This is a genomic window from Paenibacillus sp. MER TA 81-3 (assembly GCF_023713585.1).
Classification (GTDB): domain Bacteria; phylum Bacillota; class Bacilli; order Paenibacillales; family Paenibacillaceae; genus Paenibacillus_B; species Paenibacillus_B profundus.
Genome location: NZ_JAMAWB010000098.1, coordinates 1 through 402, shown reverse-complemented (window position 1 = coordinate 402; position 402 = coordinate 1). Strand labels below are relative to the sequence as shown.

The following is a 402-nucleotide window of genomic DNA, read 5'->3' as shown; positions in this document are numbered from 1 at the left end:
GTTGGATGAGGCTGCCAACCAAGTCAAAGTCCATACTGCCGAAGGCGAACGAGAGTAAATGAGGCGAATAGATGGAGGGAAAGATAGCGTTCTTACCTGGGGAGGTCTGTACGAAAAGCGGGGCAAATTCCGTAACCCTACTTGTGAAGGTAGGCTGAGCGTACAGAAGTCAGCAGAAGCCATAGTACGCAGGCTGTTGCAACAGCCTGCGGAAGGGCCGAACATGAAATAGGTATTTGTACATCAAGGCGTTCAGGATGGGCGATGAAAGCAGAAAAAAAACCGAAAGGACCTGACTGAAGGAGGAAGCGGTGAATCCCGTGTGGGACTTCGGCAGGGCAGAGCTCACCACTGGCACAAGAGGAAGGTACAAATCACGCAAGGAGTTGTAGAAATGCTGGA

1 protein-coding gene is annotated in these 402 nt (G+C 51.2%); it reads right to left on the bottom strand.

The genetic code is table 11. From position 1 onward, the window contains the following. Nucleotides 1-169: 169 nt before the first annotated feature. The coding region (locus M3650_RS31395) for a hypothetical protein (RefSeq protein WP_251580283.1) at nt 170-402 on the bottom strand (233 nt) is incomplete at its 5' end.